Origin of the sequence: Pseudomonas sp. Pseu.R1, from assembly GCF_045764065.1 — a bacterium.
Classification (GTDB): domain Bacteria; phylum Pseudomonadota; class Gammaproteobacteria; order Pseudomonadales; family Pseudomonadaceae; genus Aquipseudomonas.
The window spans coordinates 5,089,691-5,104,797 of sequence record NZ_JBJGEE020000001.1 but is presented as its reverse complement, the minus strand read 5'-3'; the positions used below and the strand labels follow the sequence as shown (position 1 = coordinate 5,104,797).

Here is a 15,107-nt window from a genome sequence, read left to right as displayed (position 1 = left end):
CGCTCCCACAGGGTCCATACTTGCTGCTACAACACGGCCTTCGGATAGGAACCCAACACCTTGAGGGCCACGGCTTCCTGGCTAATCCGCTCCAGCACCGCCTTGATCAGCGGGTCACGGTGATGGCCTACGAAATCGATGAAGAATACGTAGGTCCATTTACCGCTGCGCGAAGGACGCGTCTCGATGCGGGTCAGATCGATGCCATTTTCATGGAACGGCACCAGCAGTTCGTGCAGAGCACCCGGCTTGTTGCTCATCGATACGATGATCGATGTCTTGTCGTCACCGGTCGGAGGGACTTCCTGGTTGCCAATCATCAGGAAGCGCGTCGAGTTGTCCGGACGGTCTTCGATCTTCTCGGCAATGCGGGTCAGGCCGTAAAGGCTGGCCGACATGTCGCCCGCGATCGCCGCAGAGTTCCACTCGCCCTTGACCCGCTTGGCCGCCTCGGCATTGCTGGCCACCGCCACGCGCTCGACGTTCGGGTAGTGCGCGTCCAGCCATTTGCGGCACTGAGCCAGCGACTGAGCATGGGAGTAGATGCGCGTGATGCTGTCAGTCTTGGTGTTTTCGCCCACCAGCAGATGGTGGTGAATACGCAGCTCGACCTCGCCACAAATGACCATGTCGTGTTCGAGGAAGCTGTCCAGCGTGTGGTTGACCGCACCTTCGGTGGAGTTTTCCACCGGCACCACGCCGAAATTGACCGCGCCCGCAGCCACTTCGCGGAACACTTCGTCGATGGCCGCCATCGGCTTGCTGATCACTGCATGACCGAAGTGTTTCAGCGCGGCGGCCTGGGTGAAGGTGCCTTCAGGGCCGAGATAGGCAACCTTGAGCGGCTGCTCCAGCGCCAGGCACGAAGACATGATTTCGCGGAACAGACGCGCCATTTCCTCGTTGCTCAGCGGACCGCGGTTACGCTCCATGACACGCTTGAGCACCGCAGCTTCGCGCTCAGGGCGGTAGAACACTGGCTCCTCGCCTTCAGCAAGACCGGCCATCTTGACCCGCGCCACTTCCTGCGCACAGCGTGCACGTTCGCTGATCAGCTCCAGAACCTTTTCGTCCAGGCTGTCGATGCGTACGCGCAGCGCCTTGAGTTCTTGCTCGGACATCAACCGTGCTCCTTCTCGAATTCGGCCATGTAAGCCACCAGCGCCTCAACGGCATCCAGACCCAGCGCGTTGTAGATCGAGGCGCGCATGCCGCCCACCGAGCGGTGGCCTTTGAGGTTGAGCAAATCGCGGGCCTCGGCACCGGCCAGGAAGGCCTTGTCCAGACGCTCGTCCGCCAGACGGAACGGCACGTTCATCCACGAACGGGCATTGTGGCTGATCGGGTTGGTGTAGAACTCGCTGCTGTCGATGAAGCCGTACAGACGGTCTTTCTTCGCGCGGTTACGCTTTTCCATGGCGTCGACACCGCCCTGCTCCTTGAGCCACTCGAACACGAGACCCGAGAGGTACCAGGAATAGGTCGCCGGGGTGTTGTACATCGAGCCGTTGTCTGCCGAAACCTTGTAGTCCAGCATGGTCGGGCAACTGCTGCGCGCACGGCCCAACAGGTCTTCACGAACAATGACCACCACCAGGCCGCTTGGGCCGATGTTTTTTTGCGCACCGGCGTAGATCAGGCCGTACTGCGAAACGTCGATCGGGCGCGACAGAATGTCCGACGACATGTCGACGACCAGAGGGACGTCGCCCGTTTCAGGGACCCAGTCAAACTGCAGGCCGCCGATGGTTTCGTTGGACGCGTAATGAACATACGCAGCGTTCTTGGTCAGTTTCCATTCGTTCTGACCCGGAATCGCCAGGTAGTCGTAAGGCTTGGCGCTAGCCGCGACATTGATGTTGCCGAAGCGGCGACCTTCCTCGATGGCCTTCTTGGACCAGATACCGGTCTCGATGTAATCCGCCGTGCCGTTTTCCGGTAACAGGTTCAGCGGGATTTCAGCGAACTGCTGACTGGCGCCGCCTTGCAGAAACAGAATCTTGTAGTTGGACGGAACGGACAGCAGCTCGCGCAGATCCTGCTCGGCCTTCTCTGCGATGGCCGTGTAATCGTCGCTGCGATGACTCATCTCCATCACCGACAAGCCTTTGCCGTGCCAGTCCATGATCTCGGCCTGGGCGCGTTGCAGAACAGCGTCGGGAAGCGCGGCAGGACCGGCGCAGAAGTTAAAGGCTCGCTTGCTCATATCCACTCTCGTCAAATCGTTGAATTCGAAACAGCCGCAACCGGGCGTCCAAAGACGCGGTTGCAGTTCTGGCCAAAGCCAAGAGGGCCCACGAATGGGCCCTCAAATACAACGTCTATCAGTCCTGCGCTTCGTCTTCGTCGACGGCGCCATCGGCTTGCAGATCCCCGCCCGCCTCATCGGCATTGGACAGGTTGACCCCTTCGCCTTCCAGCGCGTCGTCGTCGACCCCTTCGCCATCCAGCTCGTCACCTTCGACTTCGGAAGGCTCCTGAACACGCTCCAGACCGACCAGCGTCTCGTCCTTGGCCAGTTTGATCAGGGTCACACCCTGAGTGTTACGGCCCAGGCTCGACACTTCGTCGACACGGGTCCGAACCAGAGTGCCCTGATCGGAAATCAGCATGATTTCCTCACCGTCCTGCACCTGAACCGCACCGACCAGACGGCCGTTACGCTCGTTGCTGACCATGGCGATAACGCCCTGACCGCCACGTTTGTATTCAGGGAATTCGGTGATCGAAGTGCGCTTGCCGTAGCCACGCTCAGACGCTGTAAGAATCTGGCTGCCTTCTTCCGGGATCAGCATGGAGATCAGTTTCTGACCCTCCTGCAGACGCATGCCACGCACACCGCGAGCGGTACGGCCCATGGCACGCACTTCGGATTCCTTGAAGCGCGTCACTTTGCCGCCGTCCGAGAACAGCATGATTTCCTGCTCGCCGTCAGTGATGGCAGCGGAAATCAGGATGTCGCCTTCGTCCAGTTCCAACGCAATCAGACCCGAGCTGCGCTGACGGCTGAAGGCCACCAGCGGGGTCTTCTTGACGGTGCCATTGGCAGTGGACATGAAGATGAACGGTGCCTTCTTCTTGTCAGCAGCCTTCAGACGCGCCTTGCGCTCTTCTTCGGTTTCGTTGGCGTTCTCGATGTCTTCGACATCGACTTCCACGCCTTCGGCTTCTTCCTCGTCAGCCCGCTTGCTCATGGCTTCGAGGTCGACCGGCAGCATGGTGGTGATGTACTCGCCTTCGGTCAGCGGCAGCAGGTTGACCAGCGGACGGCCACGGGCCGCACGCGATGCTTCTGGAATCTCGTAGGTCTTGAGCCAGTAAACCTTGCCCTTGCTGGAGAACATGAGGAGCGTGGTGTGGCTATTGGCGACCAGCAGGTGAGCGATGTAGTCCTCATCCTTGACGCCCGTCGCCGATTTGCCTTTACCGCCGCGACGCTGGGCCTGATAGACCGCCAGCGGCTGAGTCTTGGCATAACCACCGTGGGAGATGGTCACGACACGTTCTTCTTCCGGAATCATGTCGCCCAGGGTCAGGTCCAGGCGTGCATCGAGGATTTCGGTGCGGCGGGCATCGCCGTATTCGGCACGGATCAGTTCCAGCTCTTCACGAATGACTTCCATCAGGCGCACGGAGCTGTTGAGGATGCGGATCAGCTCGCCGATCTGGGTCAGGATTTCCTGATACTCGGTCAGCAGCTTTTCGTGTTCCAGACCGGTCAGGCGGTGCAGACGCAGCTCCAGAATCGCTTGAGCCTGCTCTGGCGACAGGAAGTATTTGCCGTCACGAAGGCCGTATTGTGGATCGAGGTTTTCCGGACGGGACGACTCGGCGCCCGCGCGCTCGATCATCTCGACCACAGCGCTCGATTCCCATGGCGTGTTGACCAGCCCTTCCTTCGCTTCGGCGGGGGTCGGCGAGGCTTTGATCAGCTCGATGACCGGGTCGATGTTGGACAGGGCAACGGCCTGACCTTCAAGGATGTGCGCACGTTCACGGGCCTTGCGCAGCTCGAACACGGTACGGCGGGTCACGACTTCGCGGCGGTGACGGATGAAGGCCTCCAGCAGATCCTTGAGATTGAGGATCCGTGGACGGCCATCGATCAGCGCAACGATGTTGATGCCGAAAACACTTTGCAGTTGGGTCTGGGCGTAGAGGTTGTTGAGGATGACCTCTGGCACTTCGCCGCGACGCAGCTCGATGACCACGCGCATGCCGTCTTTGTCGGACTCGTCGCGCAGCTCGGTGATGCCTTCGAGCTTTTTCTCTTTGACCAGTTCGGCGATCTTCTCGATCAGACGCGCCTTGTTCAACTGGTATGGCAGCTCGGTCACGACGATCTGCTGGCGACCGCCGACCTTGTCGATGTCCTCGACGATGGAGCGGGCGCGCATGTAAATGCGGCCACGACCGGTCTTGTAGGCTTCGACGATGCCCGCGCGGCCGTTGATGATGCCCGCTGTCGGGAAATCAGGGCCGGGGATGTACTGCATCAACTCGTCGACGGTCAGGTCGTTGTTGTCGATGAGGGCCAGACAGCCGTCGATGACTTCACCGAGGTTGTGCGGCGGGATGTTGGTCGCCATGCCCACGGCGATACCGCTGGAACCGTTGACCAGCAGGTTGGGAATACGGGTCGGCATGACCGCCGGGATCTGCTCGGTGCCATCGTAGTTCGGTACCCAGTCGACGGTTTCCTTGTGCAGGTCCGCCAGCAGTTCGTGGGCCAGTTTGGTCATGCGCACTTCGGTGTATCGCATGGCCGCAGCGTTGTCGCCGTCCACCGAACCGAAGTTGCCCTGGCCGTCTACCAGCAGGTAGCGCAGGGAGAAAGGCTGGGCCATACGTACGATGGTGTCGTAGACCGCGGTGTCGCCGTGAGGGTGGTACTTACCGATGACGTCACCGACCACACGGGCGGATTTCTTGTAAGGCTTGTTCCAGTCGTTGCCCAGTTCGCTCATTGCGTACAGGACACGCCGGTGCACGGGCTTCAAGCCGTCGCGCGCATCGGGCAGAGCACGTCCGACGATGACGCTCATCGCGTAGTCGAGGTAGGACTGCTTCAGCTCGTCTTCGATATTGACCGGGAGGATTTCTTTGGCCAGTTCGCCCATAAGAAGCCTGATTCCTTTTTCTGGTGAAACCCCGCACACCCATCCGGGATGAACGAAGCTCGCCGCTGCCGACGAGTGCCTGGCAGCGACTTACGACAAATCAGCGAGTTAAGCCATGGATTTGCGCAGTGAAGGGAGCCGCAACGCGCCCCCTTGGAAACCGCCGGATGTTACCACAATCGCGGTCAGGCACGAAGACTTTGAGCGTGCTGAAAGTGAGCCATTTCGCCAGCAGGGGCCTGTGAGGCGCTTACAGGGCCTGCCAGCACTTTCCCGGCACACCGTAGCGCCTGCAACAAAATGATCAATGGAGGCGTTTACGGCACATCAGCTGCGCCATTTTTGCCGTGTCAGGGCGTTCGACGACACCCTTCTCAGTCACGATGACATCGATCAGGTCGGCGGGCGTCACATCGAATACCGGGTTGATGACGTCCCCATCAGCCCCCAGACGTTGCCCACCCAACGACAGCAACTCCTCGCGGTCACGCTCTTCAAGGGGAATGTCTTCGCCACTGGCCAGGTTCATGTCGATGGTCGAACTGGGCGCCACGACCATGAAACGCACACCGTGATGCATCGCCGCGACCGCCAGTTGATAGGTGCCGATCTTGTTGGCCACGTCACCATTGGCCGTGATCCGATCGGCGCCGACGACAACCCAGGTGATGCCTTTGGTTTTCATCAAGTGCGCCGCAGCAGAATCCGCATTGACGGTCACCGGAATGCCTTCATTGGCCAGTTCCCAGGCGGTCAACCGCGAACCTTGCAGCCACGGGCGGGTTTCCCCCACGTAGACCCGCTCGATCATGCCTTCTATATAAGCAGCGCGGATCACCCCCAGCGCCGTACCGAACCCGCCCGTGGCCAGCGCCCCGGTATTGCAGTGGGTGAGCACGGTCTGCAAATTGCCCTGCTGCTTGCGAATCAGCTCGGCGCCCAGTTGCGCCATGGTCAGGTTGGCCTCACGGTCGCTTTCGTGGATGGCCATAGCCTCCGCTTCCATGACCGCAACCGGGTCCTCATTGTCCTTGATGCGGTATAAACGCTCACGCATGCGGTTTAACGCCCAAAACAGGTTGATCCCGGTGGGCCGCGCATTGACCAACAGATCGAAATCCTCTTCCAGCGCCATTTGCCAATCGCCGCCTTCGGCCAAACGGTCAATGACCGCCAGTACCAGGCCGTAGGCAGCACTGATACCGATGGCAGGCGCCCCGCGCACGACCATCGTTTGAATGGCGTTGGCCACACCAGCGGCACTGTCGTAGCGTTGCCAGGTTTCCTCGAAGGGCAGAACCCGCTGATCCAGCAGATACAACGCGCCGTCCCGCCAATCGATGGCTTTCACTTTCTCGGCAGCCAAGAGTCGATCGCGCATTGCACACCCCACTTGATGAAACAGGTTTTGCGCCAGCCAGTTTCAATTGGCCAGCACCTGAAAAAGCCGCCGATTATAGCGAGCCGCCCGTCGAGGTGCTCGGGTATACTTCGCCGTTCCTCGTATTGCGTCACTGGATGCCCACCCCATGCCCCACTCCGCCGCCTCGCTCGACCTACTGCTCCTGCCGGACTGGCTGGTTCCGGTCGAACCCGCGGGCGTTGTCTTGCAACAGCACGGGATCGGCATTCGCGATGGCCTTGTCGCCTATATCGGCCCCAGGGCCGAAGCCTTGCGACAAAACGCCCGCGAAGTTCGCGAATTGCCAGGCATGTTGCTCAGTCCCGGTTTGATCAATGCCCACGGTCACGCAGCGATGACACTGTTTCGCGGCCTGGCCGACGATCTGCCATTGATGACTTGGCTGCAAGACCATATCTGGCCCGCCGAAGGCAAATGGGTGGATGAAGATTTCGTTCGCGATGGCACCGACATCGCCATTGCCGAACAGCTCAAGGGCGGCATCACCTGCTTCTCTGACATGTATTTCTTTCCAAAGGTCGCCTGCGAACGGGTGCACAGCAGCGGCATTCGCGCACAAATCACCGTGCCGGTGCTGGATTTCCCGATACCCGGTGCGCGTAACGCCGACGAATCGCTGCACATTGGCATCGAACTGTTCAATGATCTGACCCATCACGACCGCATCAAGATCGCCATGGGGCCCCACGCACCGTACACCGTGAGCGACGAGAACCTGGAGAAGATCCGGACCATCGCCGATGAGCTGGACGCCGCGATTCACATGCACGTCCACGAAACGGCCTTCGAAGTGAACGAAGCTGTGAAGCAGCGGCAGGAAAGACCTCTTGCGCGCCTCAAGCGTCTGGGCCTGCTGGGGCCGCGCTTTCAGGCTGTGCACATGACCCAGATCAGCGATGACGATCTGGCGATGCTGGTAGAAAGCAACACCAGCGTGATTCACTGCCCCGAGTCAAACATGAAACTGGCCAGTGGCTTCTGCCCGGTCGAACGGCTGTGGCAGGCCGGGGTCAATGTCGCCATTGGCACCGATGGCGCCGCCAGCAACAACGACCTGGACCTGCTGGGAGAAACCCGCACGGCCGCCCTGTTGGCCAAGGCCGTTTCGGGTTCAGCCACGGCGCTGGATGCTCACCGTGCGCTGCGCATGGCGACGCTCAACGGCGCTCGGGCGCTGGGCATCGAAGACCACACCGGCTCGCTGGAAATCGGCAAGGCTGCGGACATGGTCGCCTTTGACCTGTCAGGCCTGGCCCAACAGCCGATCTACGATCCGGTTTCACAGCTTATCTACGCCAGCGGTCGCGACTGCGTGACTCACGTCTGGGTCGCTGGCAAGGCGCTGCTTCAAGGCAAACGGTTGACCCGAATGGACGAAGAAGCCCTGACCCGTACCGCCAAAGCCTGGGGCAATCGCATTGCCGACAAAGGCTGAACCGATTTTCAACGTCATGGCCCTGCCGTGACCTGACACCGAATTCAATGTTTTAGAGGGATCACACATGAGCAACGTCGACCACGCCGAAATCGCCAAATTCGAGGCATTGGCCCATCGCTGGTGGGATCGCAACAGCGAGTTCAAGCCATTGCACGACATCAACCCGCTGCGGGTGAACTGGATCGACGAGCGCGTCAGTCTGGCCGGTAAAAAGGTGCTCGACGTCGGTTGCGGCGGCGGCATTCTCAGCGAGGCCATGGCCTTGCGCGGCGCCACCGTGACCGGTATCGACATGGGCGAAGCGCCGCTGGCCGTGGCGCAGTTGCATCAGCTGGAGTCTGGCGTGAACGTCGAATACCGCCAGATCACCGCCGAAGCCTTGGCCGAAGAGATGCCGGAGCAGTTCGACGTGGTGACCTGCCTGGAGATGCTGGAGCACGTACCGGACCCGTCGTCGGTCATTCGCGCCTGCTACAAGATGGTCAAACCGGGCGGCCAGGTGTTTTTTTCCACGATCAACCGCAACCCGAAGGCGTATCTGTTCGCAATCATCGGCGCCGAATACATCATGAACCTGCTGCCACGCGGCACGCACGACTTCAAGAAATTCATCCGCCCGTCCGAGCTAGGCGCCTGGAGCCGCCAGGCAGGTCTTGAGGTCAAGGACATCATCGGCCTGACCTACAACCCGCTGACCAAGCACTACAAGCTAGCCTCCGACGTCGACGTCAATTACATGATCCAGACGTTGAAAGAGGACTGACCCATGCGCTTGAGAGCAGTTCTTTTCGACATGGACGGCACGCTGCTCGACACCGCGCCAGACTTCATTGCAATCTGCCAGGCCATGCTCGCCGAGCGGGGTTTTCCGGCGATTGACGACAAGTTGATTCGCGACGAAATCTCCGGCGGTGCCAAGGCTATGGTGTCTGCGGCGTTCGCGATGTCGCCCAATGAACCGGAATTCGAAGCGCTGCGCTTGGAGTTTCTGGAGCGCTATCAGCAGAACTGCGCCGTGCACAGCAAACTGTTCGACGGCATGGGGGAATTGCTCGAGGACATCGAGAAATCGAACCTGATCTGGGGCGTGGTGACCAACAAGCCGGTACGTTATGCCCAGCCGATCATGGAGCAACTGGGCCTCGATCAACGTTCGGCGGTATTGATCTGCCCGGACCATGTGACCAGGAGCAAGCCGGACCCCGAACCGCTGCTGCTGGCCTGCAAGATGCTCGACATCGACCCGGCCAGCGTATTGTTCGTGGGTGATGACCTGCGTGATATCGAATCGGGTCGCGACGCGGGCACCAAAACCGCTGCCGTGCGTTACGGCTATATTCATCCCCATGACAACCCGAATCACTGGGGCGCGGATGTGGTGGTCGATCATCCGCTGGAACTGCGCCGGGTGCTGGATAACGCTTTGTGTGGGTGTTGATACCTGCCATAAGTACACTGAAGAGCTGGTGACCGGTCTCGGTCCTGTGGGAGCCGGCTTGCTGGCGAATGCGTCGTGTCAGTCGCAGCCTCGTCAACTGACACACCGCCTTCGCCAGCAAGCCGGCTCCCACGCCCTTCGGGCAGAAGCGGTTTACGGCGCCCGCCTACTGAGCGACACATACAAAGAGAGCACTCATGTTCAACTACTCCGCCCGCCCCGACTTGCTCAAAGACCGCATCATTCTGGTCACCGGCGCTGGCCGTGGCATTGGCGCCACAGCGGCTCGTACCTATGCGGCCTATGGCGCGACCGTATTGTTGCTGGGCAAGACCGAAGCCAACCTGACCGCCGTGTACGACGAGATCGAAGCTGCCGGCCATCCGCAGCCAGTGGTCATCCCGTTCAATCTGGAAACCGCCCTGCCCCATCAATACGATGAACTGGCGGCGATGATCGAGACCGAGTTCGGGCGGTTGGACGGGTTGCTGCACAACGCGTCGATCATCGGTCCGCGCACCCCGATCGAACAACTGTCGGGTGAGCACTTCATGCGGGTGATGCAGGTCAACGTCAACGCGATGTTCATGCTGACCTCGACCCTGCTGCCACTGCTCAAACTGTCACAGGACGCCTCGGTGGTGTTCACGTCCAGCAGCGTCGGGCGTAAGGGCCGTGCCTATTGGGGCGCTTACGGGGTGTCCAAATTCGCCACCGAGGGCCTGATGCAAACCCTGGCCGATGAGCTGGAAGACGTCGCCTCGGTGCGCGCCAACAGCATCAACCCCGGAGGCACCCGCACCGACATGCGCGCCCAGGCGTACCCGGCGGAAAACCCGCTGAACAACCCGACGCCAGAAGAGATCATGCCGGTGTACCTGTACCTGATGGGGCCTGAGAGCAGGGGCATCAATGGTCAGGCGTTTGATGCGCAGAAGAAGAAATAACACCCCGCGCTCCTACAACTGCGAGTAAAGCACCACCACCTTCTATCCGTTCGGCGGTTTTCCGTCGCCTGTTTGTAGTCCCTTCGCCTGCAAACCGTTACGTTAGTCAACTCCAAGGCGCTGAGGGATAATCCGTCAGCACGCATCGACGCTAACCCTTTGATTCCTATGACGAAATTCGAAATCAGAAAAACTGGCACGACTTTCGCTCTGTCGACATCAAGCCCTACAGAGGCGCAGGAGCGAAAACATGAGTTTTCCCACACGAACCAACGCCATTGATTTTGACAGCGCTCGATTGCAGCGCCTGGGCCTTGCAGCGGCCAACAGCCCTACCCAGCCGCCGCTCGATGAGGAACAACTGCAACGCAAACTCGCGCTGCAACTGCAGAGCAGCCTGGAAGCGGACAAGATCCTGTCGATGTTTTTCGACAACGTGCAGCAGTTGATTCCGCTCAAATCCCTCAGTTACAAGCACTTGGGAACAGACCTGCGTCTGGAGTTCGGCGAACGGGCACGCCACAGCGCCAGCTATCGCATGAGCTATCAGGGCGAGCAGTTGGGTGAACTGGGGTTTCAGCGCGAACGCCGCTTCAACGAGGCCGAGCTTGCTCAGCTAGAATCCCTGCTGGGCAGCCTGTTGTATCCACTTCGCAACGCTTTGCTTTACCGAAATGCCAGCCTGAGCGCGTTGCGTGACCCCTTGACCGGCGCGGGTAACCGAATCGCCATGGAACAGTCGCTGACCCGGGAAATCGAAATCGCTCGCCGCCAGCAGCAACCGCTGTCGGTGCTGATGCTGGACATCGACCACTTCAAGAACATCAACGACACCCATGGCCATGCTACGGGCGATGCGGTGTTGAGGGCCGTCACGGACACGATCAAGGATCGCCTGCGCAACATCGATCAGGTATTCAGATTTGGTGGGGAAGAGTTCTTGATCGTGCTGACCAACACCGGTCGTGAGTCAGCCGCGCTGGTAGGCGAACGCCTGCGGCACGCGGCACTGCAACTCACGTATCCCGTGGAAGGAAGCCTAGTGGAACTGACCGTCAGCTTGGGCTGCTCGACGCTGCTGCCGGGAGAATCTCCCGACAGCCTGTTGCGTCGCGCCGACACTGCCCTGTACACGGCCAAGCGCCAAGGGCGTAACCGCCTGGAAATGGCGGGCTAAGCACGTTCAGGCACGAGCGAGCCGCCGCACGTTCGCTTCCTGAGGTCGTTCGAGCACCATGCAGCGCTCCAGAAACAAGTGCATGTACTCGTAACTTTTGCAGATCGCCATTCTCAGGTCTGCCTGCAATTGCTCGCTGGGGTTATTGCCCGCCAGCGTGCAAATGATCTCCAGGGCCTCCCAAGGGTGGGAATCGTCATACTGCGCATGCATTTTCAGCCATTTCATGGCGCGCTTGCGAATGTCCGGCGGGAACAAATCTGCGTATGTCTCTTGTGAACACACGACAGCAGACCACTCACCGGTGGCGCCTTCGATGGCGTAGTTGGTGGCTGCGATGGCAACGACCAGCGGCTCCGACGAACAACTGTGCCAGCACCAGTGATTGAGTGCGTGCAGCTCGGACGGAACCCGTTGCGCTTGCAGGTCTTGCAGCGTGACCCCATGGGCCGCGCTCCAGTTTACCCAGTAATCGGCATGATTGAGTTCAACCCGAATGTTGCGCATCAACCAGCGACGCGCCATGTCTTCACCCGGATGCCGGGCGAAACGGGTTTTGGTCAGGTTGTGGGCCATGTAGACCGCGAACTGTTCAACAACAGGCCATCCACCAATCAGGTACTGGCGCATGGTCCTTGAACTGAGCTGACCATCTCGCATACGTTGATAAAGTTCATGCCCTACCACGCGTGCCTTGGCTTCACTGCAATCCTGAATCAATTGCTGTGCCCAAGCGGGGTAACTGCTGGCATCCATCAGCGGACCGGTTCTAATGAACATATCGATCACTGTGTAGCTCCTTGTTTGATGTTGCATGGGGTCGTTCAGCGAAAAGTCCCGGGTGCGCTGAACAACATTGGGGTCTGCCTCGCGGGCCGTGCGTGCAGACATTCACAGGTGAATAATTGCGGCCGCTCAATCACATACCCCTGAGCGTAGTCCACCCCGATTTCCAATAACGCCTGCTCTATCTGGGGGCTCTCGACGAACTCGGCGATCGTCTGTTTGCCCATCACGTGCCCGATATGGTTGATCACTTCCACCATCGCCCGGTTGACCGGATCGTCGAGCATGTCTTTTACGAAACTGCCATCAATCTTCAGGAAATCCACAGGCAAATGTTTCAAGTAAGCGAATGACGACATGCCTGCACAGAAGTCATCCAGAGAAAAACGGCATCCCAGACTTTTAAGCTCGTTAATGAACCGAATGGCGCTGCCCAAATTGGCGATCGCACTGGTTTCGGTGATCTCGAAACAGATAAGTTCAGGAGGAATTGCGTAGATTTGGAACTGCTGTCGCAAATATTCAAGAAAAGCGTCGTCGCCAATGCTGGTGCCGGACAAATTGATGGCACACACCGCCAACGGGCCATCACGGTGATTGTCATTCAGGCAATCGGCGATGATCTTGAACACGTTCTGCACAACCCAACGGTCCAGCGTGGTCATCATGCCGTAGCGCTCGGCGGCGGGAATGAAACTGTCGGGCAGGATGATGCGACCGGACTCGTCGCGCAGCCGCAGGAGAATCTCTACATGGCCGCTGTCCTTGTGTCCGTCGCGGCCATCGCCCAGATAGGCGATCTCCTGTGAGTACAGGCAGAAACGGTTGTCTTCCAGCGCCATGTGCAAGCGCTGAATCCAGGCCATTTCGCCAAAGCGGGTGGACAGCTCCGAATCGTCGTCGTGATACACCTGCACCCGGTTTCGCCCCTTTTCCTTGGCCATGTAGCAGGCCATGTCGGCGGCGCGCAGCGAGGCTTCAAGGGTGGTCGGTGAATTGGACACATGCACCAGGCCGATACTGACAGTGGTCATGAACGGGCGGCCTTTCCAGACGAAGTGCAGGCTTTCCACGGTCTGACGCAGGCCTTCGGCGATCTTCTCGGCTGCGTCTGGCGCGCAATGCTCCAGCAGAATGCCGAATTCGTCGCCACCCAGCCGAGCCAGGGTATCGCCCTCGCGAATGCCTTGTTGCAACACCGCGCAGATGTGCCGCAACAACTCGTCCCCTGCCGCATGGCCGCTGGTGTCGTTGACCAGTTTGAACTGGTCCAGATCAAGGAACATCACTGCATGACGCCCTGTTTGGTGCGTCAGGCTGCTCAGCGCCAGTTCGAGCCGGTATTCGAACTCGCGACGGTTGGTCAGGCCGGTCAAGGCATCGTGGGTCGCCTGCCAGGACAGGTTGGCGATGTACTGCCGCTCTTGGGTCATGTCGTGCAGCACCAGCACTGCGCCGCTGACCTTGCCATCGGTGCGGATCGGCGACCCGACCAATGCGACGGAAACGGTGCTGCCGTCCAGCCGCTGAATCAGCTTGGAATTCTCGCTGCCCCCCGCCAGTTTGCCGCTCAGAATGTGCTCGATCAGCGCCGAGCTGTCTTTCTGGTCATTCTCGTCGAGCAGGTTGAACAGCGCCGCCAGAGGTAAACCGGTCGCCTGCTCGCTTTTCCAGTGGGCCATCTGTTCGGCGGCCGGGTTCATGTAGGTGATCGCACCGCTGACGTCCGTGGTAATGACACCGTCGCCGATGGATTCCAGGGTGACCTGCGCCCGCTCCTTCTCTATCTGCAACGCGGTGGCGAATGCATGGCGTTGCTCCAGCAATTTGTGGGTACGCAGCAGCGCCAGAATGATCAGGAACACGGCCGTGGTCAGGTTGACCACCACCAGAATCCGCAGAATGACCCGCGACCCTTCGCCCAGCGCATCACTGAAGGCCATGGCCGCCGGGGTAACGCCTTCGTTGATCGCGTTGATCCGGTGTCGCCACGTCAGCACGTCAGCATCGGTGGCACTGCCATCCACGATTCGCCCATGCATCTCGCGGGCGACTTCATCCAATTGCACCAGGTAGTTGTCACCGATCTTCCACAGATCGATGGCCTTCTCCAGATAGCTGAAATGGCGGAAATTGAGGTACAGCCAGATAATGCCGGGGGCATCATCGGGATGGTTACCACCCTGCAGAATGCCTGCATTGGCGCGCGCGATGTCGGGAACCGGTTGATCCATGGCCTCCCGCAGATCGTGATCACCTTTGGGAATGGCAATGGCTTGCTGGTACTTCAGATAGTCGATTTCACTGCGGCTGTTGGCATAGAGATTCAGGTAATAAATAGCGTCCTTCTGCCCTTTGGACCAAAGGCTCTCACCACCGACGTAACTGCGCACAGCCGACATCATGTACAGGCTGACGCAACCGAGCAGTGCCTGTAATAGCACGACCGCGATAAATGGCCAAACGATGCCCAGAAGACGGGGCTTCTCGAGAATCCGCTTTTGCTTCATGGTGTCCCTTTCATCAGCACTGCCAGATACTCACTTCCCCGGTTCAGGCAACCTTCCTGACGTACGTGCCTGTAATTCAGAGGACTCGGCTAATTTCCACGATGCAGCGGGTTGCGTCTCACACCCATCCAAACGACCGAATGGGTTAACTCAATGAAGTGGAGACGTAAATATGACGCTTTTCACACTTTTATTGAACACACGGCTCAAGCATAGCCCAAGAATTGACGTGTTCCACTGGCGAAACGCCATTTGAGAGAAGGAATGG

General features: G+C 59.4%; 11 protein-coding genes. 5 read left to right on the top strand and 6 right to left on the bottom strand.

Features of this window, described 5'->3' with window-relative positions:
- Positions 1-26: 26 nt before the first annotated feature.
- The 4 genes from pheA to mtnA all read right to left on the bottom strand — a co-directional run bounded on the left by pheA (position 27) and on the right by mtnA (position 6,501).
- On the bottom strand, positions 27-1,121 hold the full coding sequence (pheA, locus tag ACI5GA_RS23290) for a prephenate dehydratase (protein ID WP_404638677.1): 1,095 nt from the start codon (positions 1,119-1,121) through the stop codon (positions 27-29).
- A complete protein-coding gene (gene serC / locus ACI5GA_RS23285) occupies positions 1,121-2,206 on the bottom strand; it encodes a 3-phosphoserine/phosphohydroxythreonine transaminase (protein WP_404638675.1) in 1,086 nt (361 codons plus the stop codon). The genes pheA and serC overlap by 1 nt, the downstream gene beginning before the upstream one ends.
- Before the next feature lie 118 nt (positions 2,207-2,324).
- A complete protein-coding gene (gyrA, locus tag ACI5GA_RS23280; protein WP_404638673.1) occupies positions 2,325-5,120 on the bottom strand; it encodes a DNA gyrase subunit A in 2,796 nt (931 codons plus the stop codon).
- A 304-nt stretch (positions 5,121-5,424) separates the two neighbouring features.
- Entirely contained in the window at positions 5,425-6,501 is a 1,077-nt protein-coding gene (mtnA, locus tag ACI5GA_RS23275; protein ID WP_404638671.1) for an S-methyl-5-thioribose-1-phosphate isomerase, read from the bottom strand.
- Between the two features lie 148 nt (positions 6,502-6,649).
- Between mtnA and ACI5GA_RS23270 the strand changes: the two genes are divergently transcribed.
- The 5 genes from ACI5GA_RS23270 (at position 6,650) to ACI5GA_RS23250 (ending at position 11,543) form a co-directional block, all read left to right on the top strand.
- Entirely contained in the window at positions 6,650-7,978 is a 1,329-nt protein-coding gene (locus ACI5GA_RS23270; RefSeq protein WP_404638669.1) for a TRZ/ATZ family hydrolase, read from the top strand.
- 67 nt (positions 7,979-8,045) lie between these two features.
- The gene (ubiG, locus tag ACI5GA_RS23265) at positions 8,046-8,744 is read left to right on the top strand and encodes a bifunctional 2-polyprenyl-6-hydroxyphenol methylase/3-demethylubiquinol 3-O-methyltransferase UbiG (protein WP_404638667.1); all 699 of its coding nucleotides are present in this window, start codon (positions 8,046-8,048) and stop codon (positions 8,742-8,744) included.
- A 3-nt stretch (positions 8,745-8,747) separates the two neighbouring features.
- Positions 8,748-9,419 (top strand): N-acetylmuramic acid 6-phosphate phosphatase MupP, encoded by a 672-nt coding sequence (mupP, locus tag ACI5GA_RS23260; RefSeq protein WP_404638665.1) that lies wholly within the window; start codon positions 8,748-8,750, stop codon positions 9,417-9,419.
- A 197-nt stretch (positions 9,420-9,616) separates the two neighbouring features.
- Positions 9,617-10,366, top strand: a complete 750-nt coding sequence (locus tag ACI5GA_RS23255; RefSeq protein WP_421424406.1) for a YciK family oxidoreductase — start codon at positions 9,617-9,619, stop codon at positions 10,364-10,366.
- A 250-nt stretch (positions 10,367-10,616) separates the two neighbouring features.
- Entirely contained in the window at positions 10,617-11,543 is a 927-nt protein-coding gene (locus ACI5GA_RS23250; protein ID WP_421424403.1) for a GGDEF domain-containing protein, read from the top strand.
- A 6-nt stretch (positions 11,544-11,549) separates the two neighbouring features.
- On the opposite strand, the gene ACI5GA_RS23245 is transcribed toward ACI5GA_RS23250, so the two are convergent.
- Positions 11,550-12,332 (bottom strand): TenA family transcriptional regulator, encoded by a 783-nt coding sequence (locus ACI5GA_RS23245; protein ID WP_404638659.1) that lies wholly within the window; start codon positions 12,330-12,332, stop codon positions 11,550-11,552.
- A 35-nt stretch (positions 12,333-12,367) separates the two neighbouring features.
- Positions 12,368-14,839 (bottom strand): EAL domain-containing protein, encoded by a 2,472-nt coding sequence (locus ACI5GA_RS23240; protein ID WP_421424401.1) that lies wholly within the window; start codon positions 14,837-14,839, stop codon positions 12,368-12,370.
- Positions 14,840-15,107: the final 268 nt, after the last annotated feature.

What these genes read in the sequence shown, in the direction of transcription:
- ACI5GA_RS23240 (WP_421424401.1), bottom strand. Translation starts at nt 14,839, where the DNA reads ATGAAGCAAAAGCGGATTCTCGAGAAGCCCCGTCTTCTGGGCATCGTT.
- mupP (WP_404638665.1), top strand. Translation starts at nt 8,748, where the DNA reads ATGCGCTTGAGAGCAGTTCTTTTCGACATGGACGGCACGCTGCTCGAC.
- mtnA (WP_404638671.1), bottom strand. Translation starts at nt 6,501, where the DNA reads ATGCGCGATCGACTCTTGGCTGCCGAGAAAGTGAAAGCCATCGATTGG.
- ACI5GA_RS23270 (WP_404638669.1), top strand. Translation starts at nt 6,650, where the DNA reads ATGCCCCACTCCGCCGCCTCGCTCGACCTACTGCTCCTGCCGGACTGG.
- serC (WP_404638675.1), bottom strand. Translation starts at nt 2,206, where the DNA reads ATGAGCAAGCGAGCCTTTAACTTCTGCGCCGGTCCTGCCGCGCTTCCC.
- ubiG (WP_404638667.1), top strand. Translation starts at nt 8,046, where the DNA reads ATGAGCAACGTCGACCACGCCGAAATCGCCAAATTCGAGGCATTGGCC.
- ACI5GA_RS23255 (WP_421424406.1), top strand. Translation starts at nt 9,617, where the DNA reads ATGTTCAACTACTCCGCCCGCCCCGACTTGCTCAAAGACCGCATCATT.
- pheA (WP_404638677.1), bottom strand. Translation starts at nt 1,121, where the DNA reads ATGTCCGAGCAAGAACTCAAGGCGCTGCGCGTACGCATCGACAGCCTG.
- gyrA (WP_404638673.1), bottom strand. Translation starts at nt 5,120, where the DNA reads ATGGGCGAACTGGCCAAAGAAATCCTCCCGGTCAATATCGAAGACGAG.
- ACI5GA_RS23250 (WP_421424403.1), top strand. Translation starts at nt 10,617, where the DNA reads ATGAGTTTTCCCACACGAACCAACGCCATTGATTTTGACAGCGCTCGA.